At 34.7% G+C, this 15,974-nt stretch carries 14 protein-coding genes and 1 tRNA gene; 7 read left to right on the top strand and 8 right to left on the bottom strand.

What is annotated here, in order from left to right; translation table 11 throughout:
• Positions 1–394: 394 nt before the first annotated feature.
• A complete protein-coding gene (locus GXZ93_05610; protein ID HHT79255.1) occupies positions 395–1,657 on the bottom strand; it encodes a 2,4-dienoyl-CoA reductase in 1,263 nt (420 codons plus the stop codon).
• A 261-nt stretch (positions 1,658–1,918) separates the two neighbouring features.
• Here GXZ93_05610 and GXZ93_05605 point away from each other — a divergent pair, with 261 nt between their 5' ends.
• From GXZ93_05605 to GXZ93_05580, 6 genes are all read left to right on the top strand, one after another.
• Positions 1,919–2,800: a helix-turn-helix transcriptional regulator gene (locus tag GXZ93_05605; protein ID HHT79254.1), complete on the top strand. Its 882-nt coding sequence runs from the start codon at positions 1,919–1,921 to the stop codon at positions 2,798–2,800.
• A 106-nt stretch (positions 2,801–2,906) separates the two neighbouring features.
• Complete coding sequence (locus tag GXZ93_05600) at positions 2,907–3,374, top strand: MarR family transcriptional regulator (protein HHT79253.1); 468 nt, start codon at positions 2,907–2,909, stop codon at positions 3,372–3,374.
• A 51-nt stretch (positions 3,375–3,425) separates the two neighbouring features.
• A complete protein-coding gene (locus tag GXZ93_05595) occupies positions 3,426–5,150 on the top strand; it encodes an ABC transporter ATP-binding protein (GenBank protein HHT79252.1) in 1,725 nt (574 codons plus the stop codon).
• Positions 5,147–7,039, top strand: a complete 1,893-nt coding sequence (locus GXZ93_05590) for an ABC transporter ATP-binding protein (protein ID HHT79251.1) — start codon at positions 5,147–5,149, stop codon at positions 7,037–7,039. Before GXZ93_05595 ends, GXZ93_05590 begins: the two co-directional genes overlap by 4 nt.
• Before the next feature lie 123 nt (positions 7,040–7,162).
• Positions 7,163–7,942, top strand: coding sequence for a 1-acyl-sn-glycerol-3-phosphate acyltransferase (locus GXZ93_05585; protein ID HHT79250.1), 780 nt, complete (start codon positions 7,163–7,165; stop codon positions 7,940–7,942).
• Between the two features lie 12 nt (positions 7,943–7,954).
• Positions 7,955–8,722 (top strand): triose-phosphate isomerase, encoded by a 768-nt coding sequence (locus tag GXZ93_05580; protein HHT79249.1) that lies wholly within the window; start codon positions 7,955–7,957, stop codon positions 8,720–8,722.
• 26 nt (positions 8,723–8,748) lie between these two features.
• On the opposite strand, the gene GXZ93_05575 is transcribed toward GXZ93_05580, so the two are convergent.
• The 6 genes from GXZ93_05575 to GXZ93_05550 all read right to left on the bottom strand — a co-directional run bounded on the left by GXZ93_05575 (position 8,749) and on the right by GXZ93_05550 (position 14,592).
• On the bottom strand, positions 8,749–9,744 hold the full coding sequence (locus GXZ93_05575) for a BtrH N-terminal domain-containing protein (GenBank protein HHT79248.1): 996 nt from the start codon (positions 9,742–9,744) through the stop codon (positions 8,749–8,751).
• Between the two features lie 113 nt (positions 9,745–9,857).
• Positions 9,858–11,066, bottom strand: a complete 1,209-nt coding sequence (locus GXZ93_05570) for an MFS transporter (GenBank protein ID HHT79247.1) — start codon at positions 11,064–11,066, stop codon at positions 9,858–9,860.
• Positions 11,067–11,171: 105 nt separating this feature from the next.
• On the bottom strand, positions 11,172–12,035 hold the full coding sequence (locus GXZ93_05565) for a sugar phosphate isomerase/epimerase (protein ID HHT79246.1): 864 nt from the start codon (positions 12,033–12,035) through the stop codon (positions 11,172–11,174).
• A gap of 40 nt (positions 12,036–12,075) precedes the next feature.
• Positions 12,076–13,026: a hypothetical protein gene (locus GXZ93_05560; protein HHT79245.1), complete on the bottom strand. Its 951-nt coding sequence runs from the start codon at positions 13,024–13,026 to the stop codon at positions 12,076–12,078.
• Between the two features lie 40 nt (positions 13,027–13,066).
• Complete coding sequence (locus GXZ93_05555; protein ID HHT79244.1) at positions 13,067–14,218, bottom strand: hypothetical protein; 1,152 nt, start codon at positions 14,216–14,218, stop codon at positions 13,067–13,069.
• Between the two features lie 215 nt (positions 14,219–14,433).
• Positions 14,434–14,592, bottom strand: a complete 159-nt coding sequence (locus GXZ93_05550; GenBank protein HHT79243.1) for a hypothetical protein — start codon at positions 14,590–14,592, stop codon at positions 14,434–14,436.
• A 209-nt stretch (positions 14,593–14,801) separates the two neighbouring features.
• On the opposite strand from GXZ93_05550, the gene GXZ93_05545 reads away from it, so the two are divergent.
• Positions 14,802–14,878: transfer RNA gene (locus GXZ93_05545), tRNA-Arg, on the top strand.
• A gap of 24 nt (positions 14,879–14,902) precedes the next feature.
• On the opposite strand, the gene GXZ93_05540 is transcribed toward GXZ93_05545, so the two are convergent.
• The gene (locus tag GXZ93_05540) at positions 14,903–15,766 is read right to left on the bottom strand and encodes a 2-phosphosulfolactate phosphatase (GenBank protein HHT79242.1); all 864 of its coding nucleotides are present in this window, start codon (positions 15,764–15,766) and stop codon (positions 14,903–14,905) included.
• Positions 15,767–15,974: the final 208 nt, after the last annotated feature.

Below are 15,974 nucleotides of genomic sequence, written 5' to 3'. Positions count from 1 at the left end.
TATCTCTGCTCATCTCGATAAGCATAGGTCCGATGGTAAGAAAGTAAATGGGAGTTATAAAAATAGTAAGTTAATTGGGAAGCTCAACAAGATAGTCGATAAATCTGTCTTTTTCTTGCATTTTTACATCCTGTCTTTAAAAAAATATTTAAATGAAAAACTACTCAGGTATTCAAATATATTTTTATAGCTTTGCCGGAGAAGTTCCCTTTAAAATATTTTAAGGTATATATTAATATTAGCAGAAATTAAAAACTCCTCCAAAGTTTTTTAAAATCCTGAGAAGGAGTTTTTAATATTACTGTATTTTTAAAGTATTTGTCAGCCTGATTAATTAAAATCCGTTAAAAACAAGTAAAAATACCTGTTTCAGCCAGAATCAGAATTGAAATCATTAATCAAGACCGGTAACTTTAAACCTTAATTTGCCTTTTTCTTCTCTTATTTTTCTTATCAGCTCCGTATAGGGCCTGTTATAAACTGTGCATCCAACATTTTCCTGCCTTATCAGAAGCTCAACACACTTGTCGCAGGCAACACACCAGTTTATTTCGTCTTCTTTGTCAGCAAGATATTTGGCAGGAAGCTTGGGATCTGCAAGAGATTGTCTTCCAAGCGCAACCATATCAGCATATCCATGTTCTATATTATAATTTCCCCAGTGAAACATTGAATTCCATTCAGGCTGGACTGCTTTCAGGAAATTCTTGCCATTATTAAGTACTGAATAAGCTCCTCCCATTACAACTACATCCGGACCAACATTTTCCTTGATTATTTTTGCCATTGTAAAATGAAGGTAGACATCATCAGGTTTGCCTCTTTCAGGCATATGAAGCTCCATTGTCACTGAAGGGTTACCGGTTGATTCAAGTATAAAATTTGCGCCTCTTGCTTCAAGCCCCTTGCACAGATCGATTGATTCTGTCAGATCAATTATTCCGGTATCAGGTCCGGCACACCCCTGTCCGCCGGGAAAACCTTCCCACATTGACACTTTTGAGCCTACTATGAAATTATCATCATTTACGGTTTTTCTGACCTTTTCAACCATATCAAAGGCAAATCTGCTTCTCTTTTCCCATGTTGGACCATATTTCCAGTTACGGTCATTATATGGTCTTAAAACCTGGGAACCAAAATAACCATGACAAAACTTAAGATCAACACCGTCAGCGCCAAGATCATATAGTATCTTTGACGACTTTACAAACAAATCAATGGTATCATCCACATAATCTTCATCGATCACTTCCCCGCCGAAACCATGTAGCGGTTTGACACATACTCTTTTTGAAAACTGGCTTCCTGAAACCTCTCCGGAATGGTTAAGCTGCACGATAAGCAGAGGATCGGGATTGATTTTTTTCATGTCCTTTATAAATTTTTCCCATTCTCTGATGTTCTCTTTATCATCCGGCTGAAGGCTTATCTGTGAATTTCTTGCCCTGCTGTCATACTGCATTGTTATTGATTCAAATATAATTACTCCTGCATCGCCTTCGAAAAGATTTTTATAACGTTCAAGCGATCTTTCCGAGAATCCGCCGCTCAAGCTTGAATCAGCACATTCCATCGGCTGAATGACAAATCTGTTTTTGGCTGTTCTTTTTCCGATTTTAATGGGTTTTGCCAGAGCTGTATCTTTATTGCTCATATGTTTCCCCTTTTTTTATTTTTGATAATCCGATTTTGAAGCTAATTCAACTCTTTAAGTATATAACAAAATATTTTTCCGGTAATACCATAAAAACACTTATATTATACCAGCTTATAACTAGTATTATTAGTACCGGTCAGAAACTTGTAATTATGCTGGTTTTCAACGTAAATTATTATTAATTATTTTTCATAAATACCAGCATGATATATAATTATTAAATAATACCAAGAATAAATAAATTTAAATTTATCCGATATGCATGAAAATGTATTCAACTGGATTCTAAACCAGGATTCTTCAAAAAAAATTATTGTAAAAGACAGAGATGATTTCTTTAAAAGCTCCAGTTTTTTCCATACTATTCTCGAATTCATTCAGGACGGCGTAAGCGTACTTGATTCTGATCTGATTGTCCGTTATGTAAATGCAACAATTCACAATCTTTATACAAAAGGGGTTAATCCTGTTAACCGTAAATGCTATTCAATTTATCATAAAAGGAAAAAACCCTGTGAAGACTGCCCTACATTAAAAACCCTTGAAACCAAAGAGCCGCAGATGAACATTATAAGCTATCCGCGTGAAGGCGATACTCCGGGGTGGCATGAATTGTTCTCTATACCTGTTTTTGACAGAAAAAACAATATTATTCTGATAATCGAATATATCAGGGATATTACTTTTCACAAATATATAAAAGAAAACCTGACGGACATTGAGAAGCGCTTCAAGGCTCTTGAGGAGCAGAATAATATTCTTATGAGCATATTAAGCCAGAGAGAAGAATTTCAGAATAATCTTGAAAACACTATTTCAACAAATCTTGAGAAATTTATAAAACCTTTACTTAATTATATGAAAAAAACTGCAAATGAAAAAGACGTGGATCTTGTCAGCGCGATTATCGATGAAATCATTTATCCGATAACCAAGAAAAGACCCTCTTCTGTTTCAAATCTGACGCCAAGGGAACTGCAGATAGCATCTTTTATTAAAGAAGGTTATCAGTCAAAAGAAATAGCTGACAAGCTTTGTGTTACAAAAAAAGCTATTGACTATCATCGCCTCAATATACGCAAAAAACTCAAATTATCCCGTGAATCAAATTTAAGGACATACCTGGAAACCCATCTATAATCAAAAAAATGATTGACATATTTTTTTAATAAGAATAATATTTCGAAAGCGAAATATTCGTATCCGAAATAATTTTATCTGAAAACATCAGTTTGCTATTATAAAAATGGATAAAACAGAATTAAAAACAGATACCGATATAATAAAACTTCTTTATCAGATTTTCGTTCTGCTTAAGAACAAAATGGGAAAACTCCTTGAAAATGAAGGTATCGGCCACTCTCATGGGATAATAATAAAAACAATAAGTGAACATAAAAAAATAAGAATAACTGAACTAAGCGAGCTTATCGGGATTTCCAACAGCACCCTTTCAGGGATAATAGAGAAAATGAAAACACTCGGAATTGTTGAAAGAAGAAGAAGCGATCAGGACCGGAGAGTCGTTTATGTAAGCATCTCCGAAAGCTTTAAAAAGAAACATGGCGATTTTCATACAAAAATGAATGATTATATAGAGCAGACAGTAAAAAAAGTTGGACATGATGAAAGGATAAAAATAATTGAGGGACTTTCTCTTTTAAAAAAATTACTGGAGGAATCAGAACATTTCAAAGAAGATAAAAGTTTTTAATAAATTTAATTTTAATCCATATATTGATTACTAAAAGGATTCATATTTTTTATGCTCAGGCTTTTTAAACAATTAAAACCATATGCTCTTCCGCTTGTCGGAACAGTTGTTCTTGTTTTTCTGCATTCCATTGCAGATCTTTACCTTCCAAACCTTATGTCAGACATAATAAACAATGGCATACTTAAAAACGACATAACTCATATCCTGAGAATCGGAATCTATATGCTGCTGGTAACAGCCGGTTCTGTAATAGTTACAATATTCGCAAGTTTTTTAATTGCAAGAGTTGCAATGGCTTTTGGAAAAGACCTGAGGGAAAAAGTATTTACAAGAGTTGAAAGCTATTCCCTGAATGAAATAGACAAGTTCGGCTCAGCATCACTTATAACCAGAACAACTAATGATGTCACCCAGATACAGAATGTTTTTATAATGATGAGAATGCTTGTAATGGCAGTTATGATGGGTATCGGCGGCATTATAATGGCAGTAACCCGGGATGCGAAATTATCAATAATCTTTGCCGTAATACTGCCCATACTGATTACCATAATGATTTTTATAGGGAAAAAAGGGTTGCCTCTTTTCAGGCTGATGCAATTAAAAGTTGACAAACTTAATCTTATAATGCGTGAAAATCTTATGGGCATAAGAGTAATAAGAGCTTTTAATCGCGTTGATGATGAGAAGCAGAGATTTAATGATGCCAATAAGGATTTTATGGATAATGCAATCAGGGTAAACAAGATAATGGCGTTCATATATCCTTCAATGATGTTTATTATAAGTACCGCCACAGTTGCCATAGTCTGGTTTTCGAGCATAAGAATAAACAAAATGGCAATGAATGTGGGAGATATGGTTGCGTTCATTCAGTACGCTTTCATGATAATGTTTTCATTTTTAATGGGTACAATGATGTTTATATTAATCCCGAGAGCGCAGGCGTCTGCAGACAGAATAAATGAAGTGCTTGATGTCATGCCGGAGATAAAAGATTCTGGAAATCCTGCAGACTTCAGCGCAATAAAAGGCAGGGTGGAATTTAAGAATGTGGCTTTCAGCTATGAAGGGGCGGAACAGCCTGTCGTCAATGGCGTATCATTTACTGCAGAACCGGGAGAAACCACGGCAATAGTGGGAAGTACCGGATGTGGAAAATCTACAATTATAAATCTGCTTTGCAGATTTTATGATATACAGGAAGGTAATATATTCATTGACGGAATCGACATAAGACAGATAAAACAAAGTGATCTAAGAGACCATATAGGGCTTATTTCACAGAAGTCTTTACTGTTCAGCGGTACAATAGCAGAAAATATAAGATTCGGTAATGAAAATGCAACTGATCCGGAAATCAGTCAGGCTGCCGAGACTGCACAGATAAAAGAATTTATTGACGAATTAAAAGACGGTTTTGATACCCTGATCGCTCAGGGAGGAACTGATCTTTCCGGAGGACAGAAACAGAGACTGAGCATTGCAAGAGCTCTTATAAAGAAGCCTAAAATATTTATTTTTGACGATAGTTTTTCTGCGCTTGATTTCAAAACGGACGCAAAATTAAGAAGTGCCTTAAAAAAAGAAATAGCAGATTCCACAGTGATAATAGTAAGTCAGAGAATAAGCACAGTGATGAATGCCGATGCTATTGTAGTACTTGAAGAAGGAAAAATAGTCGGCAAAGGAAAACATAAAGAGCTTCTGAAAACATGTAGCATTTATCGTGAAATTGTTGCATCCCAGTTATCTGAAGAGGATCTGTCATGAATGAAAAAAACAAAACCCAGAAACCTTCCATGGGATTCGGACATGCAAGAGGGTTTGGACATGGCGGTAGAATGCCTGCCGAAAAAGCAAAGGATTTCAGAGGCACATTCAGAAGGCTGTTAAAATACTGTGGATCTCAGAAATGGGCACTTATCGGTACTTTTTTAATTACAATACTTGGTACGGTTTTTAATATTGTCGGGCCTAAAATCCTGGGTATGGCTACAAACAAACTGGTTGAAGGTTTTGTGTCGAAATTAAGAGCTTTTAAGACACAGACTGCAGTAGTCGACGGCATAGATTTTGCTTATATAGGAAAGATACTTCTTGTTTTGCTTACCCTCTATATAATCAGTTCTGCTTTCACATATCTGAGTTTTTATATAATGGCTTCCGTTTCCCAGAAAATTGTTTTTTCAATGAGAAAAGATATCAATGAAAAGCTGGCAAAACTGCCTTTAAAATATTTTGACTCAAAAACTCATGGGGAAATTCTGAGCAGAGTCACAAATGATGTCGATAATATAGCTACTACTCTTCAACAAGGTCTGAGACAGATTATAGCATCAACCATCACATTGCTTGGAATAATCATAATGATGCTTACAATCAGTCCGATGCTTACTTTGATAACAATACTGACTTTGCCTTTATATGCACTGACAATGATGTTCATAACAAAAAAATCACAGAAATTTTTTGCTTCACAGCAGGAAACACTCGGCAACCTGAGCGGCCATGCAGAAGAAATGTATACAGGACATGTAATTGTAAAATCTTATAATTATGAAAGGAAATCAATAAGCAAATTCAAAAAATTTAATGACAAATTGTATAATTATTCCTGGAAGGCGCAATTTATGTCGGGAATAATAATGCCTTTGATGAACTTTATAGGCAATCTTTCTTATGTTCTTATCTGTATAGTCGGAGGCATTTTTGCAATCAGACAGACTCTGAATGTAGGTGATATACAGGCTTTCATTCAGTATTCAAGACAGTTTACGCAACCTATATCGCAGACTGCCAATATAGCTAATCTTGTTCAGTCAACCATCGCTTCAGCAGAACGTGTTTTTGAAATCATGGATGAAATAGAAGAAATTCAGGACGCCAAAGATGCAAAGATGATAATATCACCCCGGGGAATAATAAAATTTGAGGATGTTTTTTTCAGTTATAAAAAAGAGGTTTCCCTGATTGAAAATATGAATATCGATGTAAACAGGGGCCAGACAGTTGCAATCGTCGGCCCGACCGGAGCAGGAAAAACAACTCTTGTTAATCTGCTTATGAGATTTTATGAAATAGACAGCGGGAAAATAACATTTGACGGAATAGATATAAGAGAATTAAAAAGAAATAATCTCAGGAGCATGTTCGGCATGGTTCTGCAGGACACATGGCTCTTAAACGGAACCATAAAAGACAATATTGCATATGGCAGATCCGGAGCGACTGATGATGAAATAATTGCTGCCGCAACAGCTGCCCATGCAGACCATTTCATAAGGACTCTTCCGAACGGGTATGAAACCGTACTGAATGAGGAAACATCAAATATATCGCAGGGCCAGAAACAGCTGATAACAATTGCAAGGGCTCTTCTTGCAAATCCGACAGTCCTTATCCTTGATGAAGCAACAAGCAGTGTAGACACAAGAACAGAGTCCTATATACAGAATGCGATGACAAGACTGATGAAAGGCAGAACAAATTTTGTCATTGCCCACAGATTATCGACAATCCGTGAAGCAGACATGATACTTGTAATGAACCATGGAAAAATAATTGAGCAGGGAAAGCATGACGAATTACTGAATAAAAATAGTTTCTATGCCGAACTCTATAAAAGCCAGTTTGCCAGAACGATAAATACAGTCAGCTGATATTATGTTTGTTTATATAACGAGAGCATAATTGTAAATATTTATATAATTGTATTGAATAAAAACCACTGGTATAATTCTTTTCATATAAGCAATTTTGAATTATTTTAATATTTTTATATTATGAAAATCATAGAATTTTTAAAAAAAATATTTTATAAATCACCAAAAATAATTTTCATCAATTTCTACAGACTGATACTGAGAAAAAAGATATTCAACATAAAAAGACTTGATATTGACAGACCCGCAATTCTTGCGATTAACCATATTACCGGAGCAGACCCGATTATTGTTCTGGCTGCTTTAAAAAAGAAAATAATTTTTCTTGCTGACAGCAAATGTTTTGAAACAAAGATTTCCAACTTTTTCTTCTCAAAATTTACTGAAAGCATCCCTGTTTTTAAAAAACATTTTATTAAAACAATCAATACAATTAAAGAAGCATTTGCTGGATTGAATAAAACAAATAAAGAAAAAAGCACAAAGAATATTTTTCTCGGCATCTTTCCTGAAGGCAAATTAAATAAAAAAAATCAGCTAAGCGATTTTTTTAAAGGCACCGCTTACCTGAGCTATAAGCTAAAATTACCAATAATACCTGTATATATTTCCAATATTTTTAAAGGACCTGTAAGAAAAGACTGGTTTGTAAGAAGGCCTGTAATAGAAGGACTGATTACTATTTTTTTCAATCAGTTTAAAAAAATCCATATTTTCATAGGAGAACCCATAGACCCCATGGCAGATAATATTATTCAGGATTTTCAGGACCTTGCCAGCAGACAGGAATATAAAAATATAATTGAAAAAATAAATAATTCATTGAATGAGGAATTCTTTAAGCTTGAAAATGAGTCAAATATTGTGTTAGAAAAAATGTCAAAAAAGAGCATAGGATAGAAAAGAGCGAAAATGGAAAAACTGATTGTTTCAAATCAAAAAATATATTTTAAAAGCAGAAAAGAATTCAGGGAATATGCAGAAGCTTTAATAAAAGAAATGGAAAACATAAAGTCCGGGAAAGTAAAGATTTGTGTTCTGCCCGATTTTTTAAATATACCTCAGGCATCTGATATTTTTAAAGATACAGGAATCTGTTTCGGTGGACAGGATGTATTCTGGGAAGATGCAGGTCCTTACACAGGAGCTATTTCCCCCCTTGTTTTAAAAGATCTTGGCTGCACCTATGTTTTCATAGGACACTCTGAAAGAAGAAAATATTTTAATGAAAACGACCAGATCTTAAATAAAAAAGTGCATGCCTGCTATCGAGCCGGTCTTACTCCGATTATCCTGATAGGAGAGACCGAGGAAGAAAGAAACTTCGGGCTTACCGATTTAACTCTTGAGAAACAAATAAGGGTGATTCTGCACAACCTGCCCTATGATTTCATTAAAGACACAGTAATGATGTATGAGCCGATCTGGGCAATAGGCAAAACTGATGCCGCAACACCGGATATAATTAAAAATTCACATCAGTTTATTAGAGACACTTTGTCAAAGATCTATGACAAAAACCTTGGCGAAAATATAATGGTAATTTATGGCGGCAGTGTCAATCTTGCCAATTCTGAAGAAATCTTAAAAATAAAAGGTGTTGACGGACTTGCCGCTACCAGAGGATCTCTTAATGCACATGATTTTGCTGAAATAGCCAGAATTGCCGAGAGAATATAACCTGATGCCAGATATTTTACCGCTGTCTATAAAGACATAGATTCAATAATGCGATATGCTTTTTCTTCAAGTCCTGCCGCTTCAAGCAATAGTTTTGATACTTTCGCTCTATCCCTTACTGAGGCAGCAAAACATATTTCTTTAAATATTTCACCTGATGATCGGAAAATCGCAGAAGCCTTGATCCATTCGGGAATTTTATACCTGTTCCCCAGCTCTTTTAAAACTAAAGATTTCCACTGCCTCATCCCATCGCTGTTATCAAATTTTTTTGGAATATGAGGTGGGATTGTTGCATAACTAATAAGATGGTCGAATGAAGCTTCGTTACTCCAGCCCGCTATTTCTCTGGAAAGTTTCTTCATGGCAGGAATACCGAACATGCTTACCGGGGGTCTAAGCATTTTTTCTGCCCTATATCTGAGACCTTTTCTGGCAATATCAATTTCTTCCGGAAGCCTTTCAGGCAGATTAAATACACGTATTGTATTTTTTCTGCTCATCCCTTTAACATTTACATCCAGGGCTTTCTCAATTTCTTTAAAAGAAATTCTCTTTAGTCCGCTATACGTACAATCCTTTATTAAAATTTCTTCTGCCTTATCATCATATCCGACTATAAGTATGTAATGTATGGGAATATGCTGTTTCTTATATGTGCTTTCAAAATAAGGTAGATAATACATGTCAAGCGCTCCTGCAACAACAGGCTTGCCTTCGTCAATATATTTTTTTATTTTTGAAAAAGTATATCTGAAAGTCCTGTTTTCAATCACTTCCTGTTTAAAATCTATTATTTTCTCTAATTCTTTCAAAAGGTATTTTGGATTTGCCCCGCAATAAACCATTTCAGGAGGGTTTGCATTCCTGAATTTCAGATATGTAAATTCTCCCATTCCCCCCATCACCGACAGAAAGTAATCAGGAAATCTATATCCCTTCCACTCAAAAATATCCTCCAGACCATTTATATAGCAGGTAGAAGTGCAGACTCTGTGCGGCAAATCAATAATTTTTCTCATGAGCACCTTTTAAAACCAGATATTTTATATCTTTACTTTTTACAGCTTTTTTATCCCCAGGTATTTATTTTAAACAGTTTTTAAAAAAATTCCTGGTTTTTGAAAATAATTTATTAATTTCCGTTTTTTACTTTTATTTTCGACAGGCATATTAGCAGAATTATTTCAATAAGCATAAACAGCGCACAGGACAGCAGACCTATAAGTAAATTCGATATCTTAAAAATACTGCTTACTATCCACGGAGCCATTAAAGCTCCAATGCCGCCGAATGCTATTATCAGCGAAACAAAAGTGTCTTTTCTTTTATCGTTCCTGAAATAATCCATTGAGAGCGCGACAATATTGGGCCATATACCTGAAAAAAATAATCCGGTAAATATAAAAAAAACAAGATTCAGATATCTGTTTTCAAGCAGTATTCCCAAAAGAATGGAAATAAATCCACCGATACTTATTATTATGGTAAGTTTTAAAAGATCCAGCTTCTTTGCGAGCAATCCTATAGCCAGTCTTCCCGCTGCTATTGCGAGCCAGTAAAAAGAAAGTATCTGGGAAGAATTATAGATAGAAAATCCTCTTTCAAGCCTGAAAAAAGTTGGAATCCATGCATTTAGTCCGTCTTCCGATGCAATATATAAAATCATTATAAAAGAGGCTAAAATAAAAATCCTGACAGTATAATTGTTTTTAACTTTGCAGATGTTTTCATTACAAAAAGAAGAAGATGCAGCAGTATTGCTGACTTCCGGCAAAGAAAAAAGAGTTTTAAATCTTATTCTAAGTATTGTAAAAAAAACAAAACCTACAAATGAAAGAAAAGCCAGAACGAAGTAAGCAAGCTGCCAGTTTGCTCCGGTCCTTACAATAAGGGAGCTCAGATAAGGTCCTGCAAAAGCACCCACTCCAAAAAAAACCTGGGATATATTTATATAATAAGCTGTCTGCGTTTTATTTATTTCCGGAAGAATGAGGCTTACAAGTGTTTCGATCAGCCCTCCTGCAAAACCGATCATAAAATAAACAAAAAGCATTAAGGGAAAAGATTTCGAGAATCCAAATGCCATTATAAAGGCTGCCTGTATTATAAGACCTATATTCAAAATCAAAGCTTTTGACATAAATCTTGTCAGAATACCTGTAAGAAGCGAACTAACAACAAATCCGGTTGAAAATAATGTCATAATAAGTCCCATATCTGAAATATCCTGTGAAATGCTCCCGCTGATTTCAATCATTATGGGACTTGCAATGGTAAAAGTCGCAGCAAAAACACTCATTGTAAAATAAAGGCTGTAATTCAGCAATCTGTTTGCTCTCATAAGCTATATCTAATCAAATAAATATTTTATTATCACAGGATTAAATACTGGTTATCTTTTAATTATAATCAGATGATTATAGCTTATTTGCCAGTTTGGTCAAAATCAGATAAGAGAGTATTTCTCGGACATCTTTCTTATAAATGCATATCCTTCTTTTGCAAGAGATTCTGTGCCGGGAGCCAGCTTTCTCCATACTGCGGCAAGAGAAGCAACATCTATTGAATCATCCACAAAACTTTCAATAGATATTACCCTGTCATAACCGATATCTTTCAAACCATTGAAAACATCATCCCAGGGAATGTGTCCGGTACCCGGAGTACCTCTGTCATTTTCATTGACATGAAAATGTATTGTCCTGCCTTTTGCAGATACTATGGATTTATATAAATCTTTCTCTTCAATATTCATATGATATGTATCCAGAAGCAAACCTACATTGGGTTCATTGATTTCATCAAGCATTTTCAACAGACCCTCAACAGTATTTACCAGATAAGTCTCGTAACGGTTTGCTGTCTCAAGACCAAGCATGACTCCGTATTTCCCGGCATATTGTGCAACTTCCTTTATGCCTTCAACAGCATATCCCAGTTCTTCTTTAGTCGGACTTTTTCCCGTAAAGACACCGCCTGTTGCATAAATCAGTCCGTGATAAACTTCTATGCCCAGTTCATAGGCTTTTCTTACAAGTTCCTTCATATACTCAACAGCTTCTGATCTTTTACTTTTTTCGGGTGAAACAAGCTCTTTTGTTTTTGGCAGAGAACCTCCGCCTGTCAGTACAAGTCCTAATTTTTCAGCCCTTTTCCTGAGAGTTCCGGTAAGTTCAAACTCGGTGTTTCTGAGATTTACATCCATGGAATCAAACCCGATTTCCTTGGCATAATCAAGTACTGACAGATTCCGCTCTGTTATCTTGCCGGTAAATACATGTTGATGTATACCTATTTTTACTTTTCCCATCTGTTGCCTTTCAGAATAATTTAAGATTTTATAAAACTATTTATGGATGAATAATAGGAATATCTGTTAGAAATCCGTCAATTTTTTTATCAGAGATTTCAACTATAAAATTCAGATGCTTCCGTGTATCTATAAAAGAAAATTCTATTTCATTTAAATACTTTCCTGAATAAATAATATCCAGTCCTTTTGATTGAAGATATTGCAAAATATCTTCATAATCATCAACCTCCATCTTTATATGATGGATGCCTTCTCCATGCTTCAAAAGATGACTGGCAAAAAATGAATCGGGGTCCGGCTGGATTAACTTCAATATAACATTTTCCCTATTACAGAAAGCTGCTTTTAAATTTAGATCTGAACCGCTTTTTTTATGAAAATCATTTATGCTCCATGGCCCTATTCCTAATTTTTCATACTCTTTTATCTTTTCCTCAATATTTTTAACAAGAACGCCTATCATTGAAGCTTTTTTAAAAACAGGCTTAAAATCCTTATTCTTTTCCGGATACCATTTCTCCGGTTCAGGTTTTATAAAATCACTTGTAATCTCAACAATCTCAGTTATAAAACCAAGCTCTTTCCATGTATCCATAAAAGTATAAATGTTTTTCCCCGAACCTCCGTTCTGATGCCCGGTCTGTATTGCCTTTATGTTTTTTGAAACCAGAAAATCAAATGAGGTTTTATAATCCTGGCCTCCCAGCTTAAGATGATGAACGGCATATTCGCCATATTCATCATAGAAATCACTGAAAATGGATTTCGTTACAGGTTCAATATACTCAAATCTTATATCTGCTATAGGACATACAGCAACATTCATCGCATAATCCTGTCTTTTTCCATAAACTTCCATTAACTGAACATTGTCAGGGCAGAATTTTAATATATACCAGGGTCCTATGTTGTATATATCGGTATAGCTTTTTAAAACCCTGTCAAGCTCTCTGCTTATAAAACCAATCTGTATAAGTTTTTTAAACATTTTTCTGCTCAATGTTTATAAATACTTTTTTAATTATTGATTATTCAAATTTTATATTTGAAGCAGCTTCATACATTGCAACCAGATTTTCGGGAGGAATATCTGCCTGTATGTTGTGACTCGGAGAGAAAATATATCCTCCTCCGGTATGCATTATTTCAATGATTTTCCGTGTTTCTTTCTTTACCTCATCTATTTTTGCATTCGGGAGAAATTTCTGAACATCTATTCCGCCCCAGAATATAACATCTTTCCCAAATTCTCTTTTTAATTCTGAGGGATCCATTTCAGGAACTGAATGCTGGAAGGGATGCATGACTTCAAAACCAACTTCAATCAGTTTTGGAAGAAGGGGCCTTATGTTCCCGCAGCAGTGAAGTGCGATTTTTGCATCCGTAAGTTTTTTCATCTCTTCTATATAAACCTTATGATAAGGCATTATCATCTCCTCATAGGTCTCAGGAGAAATGAACGGAGCAAGCTGTCCGCAAAGATCGTCTGAGATCTTGAATATGCTCAGATACTTTCCCGTGATGCCGATAAAATTTTTAATTCTCTGAATCTGTATGCCTGTTACCTTATCAAGCAGTTTGTGAGCATAGTTTTTATTAATGAAAAGATCCATCAAAAAATCTTCGAATCCTCTTAAATTCCAGCATCTTTCAAATATCTGTGCTGAAGTCATATTCCCGATTAATGCATAATCTGTATTAAAGAAAGAATCTTCTGTCTTTTCCCTGATACCTTCAGTCCATCCCTCATCATCAGGATCCAGCCAGTCAAATTTTTCGATATCTGATTCTTCATAGTTCTTTAATGGAAATTCTGAAATATCATAATAAAGGCCTTTTCCTGAAGGACTGTATTTTATTCCCCAGTCATCAATATAGCTTCCGTCAGGAAAAGAAACCTTTTTTTTGTTTTTCGGTTTTCCCGGTGTAATACTTCTTAAGTCTATATTAAACTTTACAAGAATTTCTTCCGGAGTGTTCACGCTCTGGAAATGCTTCGCCATCAGATTAGCGCTCTGCACTTCCTTTGAGCCGTAAAGATATTCATTTAAATTATTTAAGGCTTTCAATGTAAGCGTTGAGTTGCTCTGCCCGCCCAGATCCATTGGCACTCTGTAAGTTTCCTTATGGTTTAAAGCATCATTTACTATTTCTCTTGAAGTTTTTATTTCTTTTGCCATCCAAAATTTCTGGTATAAGAATTTTCCAATACTCTATATGTTAATATAGAGGCAATAAGAACATTGCAGATATTTATAAATATAACATTAACGCACTAACAGACTGCCTTATTATAATTTTCTTTAAAATGTTTTGTCAAACGATTTGGATAGTATTTTATTCTTTATCTTTGGCAAGCACGCTTTATATTTTATGCTTCCAAAAGACTCCTGCATCATTTCTTTGACATTATTTTTCCATTTACTATAATAAGGGATTTCCCTATGAACAAGTGAGGCTTCCTGATGCTTCCGGCTATATTTTCAGCGGTTTCTTTCCTGAAAGAATTAATCATTTCAGGTCTTACATTAATAAAAACATGAAATATAGGCATTTGGCTTCACCTTAACAGTGATTTTAATAATGATTTTATTGTATTTGTTTTTTTATGAATCAAAATAAATCGTATCCGGATGAATACTAAAATATCATGTCAGAAACTAATTCTTAAAGATTTATAAGAAGCAGCCATTCATAAAAGGATATAAATATTGACAAATCACCCAATAAACATTTAAATAAATTATCGTTAATTCGCAATGTGTCCTTGTAGCTCAGATGGATAGAGCACAGGTTTCCTAAACCTGGTGTCGGCAGTTCGAATCTGCCCAAGGACACCATTTATTTTTAGAACAGCTACCGGCCTAAAAACGTTCCAGTAGCAGTATTTTGTCAAAAGGATGTTTTTCTTTTGAGGATTTAAACAAATCATAAAGATCTCTATGATTGTCTGAACCTGATTGCTTTTGGGCGTCATTCAGGCTCATTATCCTTAAAACAGATACCAGATTATAGACATCAAGTCTCGTTGAGAATATCAGCTCTTTGTAATAACCCATCTCCTTTAATCTTTCCATATTCTCAAAATGTTCAATGGCTTCCTTGATGCTTAATTCTTTGTTGGACTTTACAATATCAAGAGCAATCCTTGCTGAATCGCTTAATTTCAAGTCAGTCAATTTCATCAGATACTGTATTGCCATCCCCGCAGTATAAGCATCCTCATAAGTTATTTTTCCTTCGGTTCCTGAGCATACCAAAAATATATCTTTATTTTTTTCTGCTGCCATGTCAGAAATAACTTTTGTAGAATACTTAAGATTAAGAAGAGACATTGCAAAAACATATTCTGCTTCCACGAGTTTGAAAAAAGATACAGTCCCATTTGTAGATTTTAAGATTATTTTCTTATCTTTTAGATTCATTTCTGAAAACTCTGAAGGGAAATTCCCATAATCAAATCCTTCAGGTTTTATACCACCCTCCTCGCCACACAGAAGATAGTCCCGCAATATCTTCTTGAGAAGAAAAGCTTCCTCAACTTCTTTGGACAGAACAATCCTGCTGCATTCTGAGCCGAAGATGGTTGTAACGGATGATGTTGCAGTAATAGTGTCTATAACTGCACAAACAGAATCCTTTATTGTATTTTTATATATTTCAGGATCAAAATTATTTGTAAAAACCAGATCTACTCTTATTTTTTTATTTAAAGCTTTTCTATTCATAACTGAAAATCCAGTCGCAAAATCCTTGCTATGCCTTTAATTAAATTACAAAATCCCATATGAATCCCATATGATTTAAAAATCTGCACAACAATCAAACATCTTAAAAAAAATTAAGATATAAATCAAATAAAATTATATCTGGATAAATTAACATCGGTTTCCCTCTCCGACTAATAACAATCAAGCGTCGGGCAGCTTTGATTAT

The organism is Actinomycetota bacterium (assembly GCA_012837825.1).
In the GTDB taxonomy this organism is placed as follows: domain Bacteria; phylum Actinomycetota; class Humimicrobiia; order Humimicrobiales; family Humimicrobiaceae; genus Humimicrobium.
Note: the sequence above shows the minus strand (reverse complement) of the source record. Positions and strands in the feature narration are given on the sequence as shown.

Bases quoted from the DNA above. Each gene is read 5' to 3' on its own strand.
- GXZ93_05610 (HHT79255.1), bottom strand. From the start codon at position 1,657: ATGAGCAATAAAGATACAGCTCTGGCAAAACCCATTAAAATCGGAAAA.
- GXZ93_05605 (HHT79254.1), top strand. From the start codon at position 1,919: ATGCATGAAAATGTATTCAACTGGATTCTAAACCAGGATTCTTCAAAA.
- GXZ93_05600 (HHT79253.1), top strand. From the start codon at position 2,907: ATGGATAAAACAGAATTAAAAACAGATACCGATATAATAAAACTTCTT.
- GXZ93_05595 (HHT79252.1), top strand. From the start codon at position 3,426: ATGCTCAGGCTTTTTAAACAATTAAAACCATATGCTCTTCCGCTTGTC.
- GXZ93_05590 (HHT79251.1), top strand. From the start codon at position 5,147: ATGAATGAAAAAAACAAAACCCAGAAACCTTCCATGGGATTCGGACAT.
- GXZ93_05585 (HHT79250.1), top strand. From the start codon at position 7,163: ATGAAAATCATAGAATTTTTAAAAAAAATATTTTATAAATCACCAAAA.
- GXZ93_05580 (HHT79249.1), top strand. From the start codon at position 7,955: ATGGAAAAACTGATTGTTTCAAATCAAAAAATATATTTTAAAAGCAGA.
- GXZ93_05575 (HHT79248.1), bottom strand. From the start codon at position 9,744: ATGAGAAAAATTATTGATTTGCCGCACAGAGTCTGCACTTCTACCTGC.
- GXZ93_05570 (HHT79247.1), bottom strand. From the start codon at position 11,066: ATGAGAGCAAACAGATTGCTGAATTACAGCCTTTATTTTACAATGAGT.
- GXZ93_05565 (HHT79246.1), bottom strand. From the start codon at position 12,035: ATGGGAAAAGTAAAAATAGGTATACATCAACATGTATTTACCGGCAAG.
- GXZ93_05560 (HHT79245.1), bottom strand. From the start codon at position 13,026: ATGTTTAAAAAACTTATACAGATTGGTTTTATAAGCAGAGAGCTTGAC.
- GXZ93_05555 (HHT79244.1), bottom strand. From the start codon at position 14,218: ATGGCAAAAGAAATAAAAACTTCAAGAGAAATAGTAAATGATGCTTTA.
- GXZ93_05550 (HHT79243.1), bottom strand. From the start codon at position 14,592: ATGCCTATATTTCATGTTTTTATTAATGTAAGACCTGAAATGATTAAT.
- GXZ93_05540 (HHT79242.1), bottom strand. From the start codon at position 15,766: ATGAATAGAAAAGCTTTAAATAAAAAAATAAGAGTAGATCTGGTTTTT.